Source organism: Synechococcus sp. H55.9 (genome assembly GCF_047462355.1).
Classification (GTDB): domain Bacteria; phylum Cyanobacteriota; class Cyanobacteriia; order Thermostichales; family Thermostichaceae; genus Thermostichus.
On the sequence record NZ_JANSJB010000031.1, the window covers coordinates 23504 to 24911 of the forward strand.

Below are 1408 nucleotides of genomic sequence, written 5' to 3' on the forward strand. Positions count from 1 at the left end.
GCCGTAATCCCCTGCGGCTCAAATGGATGGCACAGTTGTCCCAAAAAGGTGGAGTTGGAACGTCTGGCTGCCTCCCGCAAAGCCTGTTGCACGAGAGAGGCATCATCCAGAAGATTGGCCGGGCAGTCGTAAAGCTCCAGGATACAGTGGATCCCGATCAGAGCTGGAGACCTATCCCCTAATTGGCCAGATAGTGTGTGCAGCATACTATCCCCTAATTGGCCAGATAGAACTGATTAGAACCAGAGGCTGCGCAAAAAGCACAGCTTTACTATCATCTCACAAGCAAAGCCAAATCACACCCCCCAGCGGCTTTTTTCTTAACCGCCAGTTAACTCTAGAGGCGGTTTCGAGGCGCTGCAACCCAGACACCGGCTTTTGAGGGAAGGGTTGGAGAAGCTAAGACTGCTGCTCTCTCGAAGGGGGGGCGGGAGGATAGAGCAGGGCTTCCAGCTCTTGCAGAGCTCGCTCCAGGTTGTCGTTGACAATCACGTAGTCAAATTCGTCTTGGGCATCCAATTCCTTGCGGGCCTGTTCTAGGCGCCGCTCGATGCTTGCCTCTGAGTCTTGTCCGCGCTCACGAATGCGACGTTCTAGCTCTTCCAGAGAAGGGGGACAGAGAAAGATGCGAATGGCGTCTGGATACTGCTGCCTCACCTGGCGGGCCCCGGCCAGCTCAATTTCCAGCAGCACATCCTGACCCTGTCTGAGTTTTTGGCAGACGATCTCGCGGGGAGTGCCGTAAAAGTTGCCGGCATACTGTGCCCATTCCAACAGCTCATTGGCTTCGATCAAACTGAGAAATTCCTCGCGACTGCGAAAGTAGTAGTTGACGCCTTCCTGTTCGCCGGGGCGGGGCGGGCGGGTGGTGACCGAGACCGAAAAATACAGTTCGGGGTGGCGCTGGCGCAATTGGCTGACCAGCGTACCTTTGCCTACCCCGCTGGGCCCTGTCAACACCAGCAGGCGACCGCAAGTGGCAGGAGGTGGAAGGGATCCCTGCGGCTGCGTACACTCAGAGGAAACTGGGGCAGGAGAGGCTGGCATAGGCAGAGAGCGACGAGCTGGTTTGGGTTTGTTTTAGAATATCTCACTCTTGGTTCTTGCAGATGGCTTGCGGCGATGGGCTTTCACTCGGTTTCCTCTGACAAACCGGGCTTGGCCGTTAGGAAGCGGTTGGCAACGGTTTCGGGCTGGATAGCAGAGAGAATCACGTGCCCGGAATCGGTGATGATGACAGCGCGGGTGCGGCGACCGTAGGTAGCATCCACCAACTGGCCCCGCTCGCGGGCATCACTGATGATGCGTTTGATGGGCGCTGACTCGGGACTCACAATGGCGATCACACGTCCGGCGGCGACGATGTTGCCAAAGCCAATGTTGATTAGGCGGGTATCCATAGGGTGAT

At 56.9% G+C, this 1408-nt stretch carries 3 protein-coding genes; all 3 read right to left on the reverse strand.

Annotation, left to right across the window (positions count from 1 at the left end; translation table 11 throughout):
• On the reverse strand, positions 1–206 hold a 206-nt coding region (gene speD, locus NW857_RS05940; RefSeq protein WP_414368303.1), incomplete at its 3' end, for an S-adenosylmethionine decarboxylase.
• 193 nt (positions 207–399) lie between these two features.
• Positions 400–1047, reverse strand: a complete 648-nt coding sequence (gene gmk, locus NW857_RS05945; RefSeq protein WP_414335046.1) for a guanylate kinase — start codon at positions 1045–1047, stop codon at positions 400–402.
• Between the two features lie 83 nt (positions 1048–1130).
• Positions 1131–1400 (reverse strand): extracellular matrix/biofilm regulator RemA, encoded by a 270-nt coding sequence (remA, locus tag NW857_RS05950; RefSeq protein ID WP_414335047.1) that lies wholly within the window; start codon positions 1398–1400, stop codon positions 1131–1133.
• Between the last annotated feature and the right edge of the window lie 8 nt (positions 1401–1408).

Excerpts from the sequence above, each read along its gene's own strand:
- gmk (WP_414335046.1), bottom strand. The coding sequence starts at position 1,047 with ATGCCAGCCTCTCCTGCCCCAGTTTCCTCTGAGTGTACGCAGCCGCAG.
- remA (WP_414335047.1), bottom strand. The coding sequence starts at position 1,400 with ATGGATACCCGCCTAATCAACATTGGCTTTGGCAACATCGTCGCCGCC.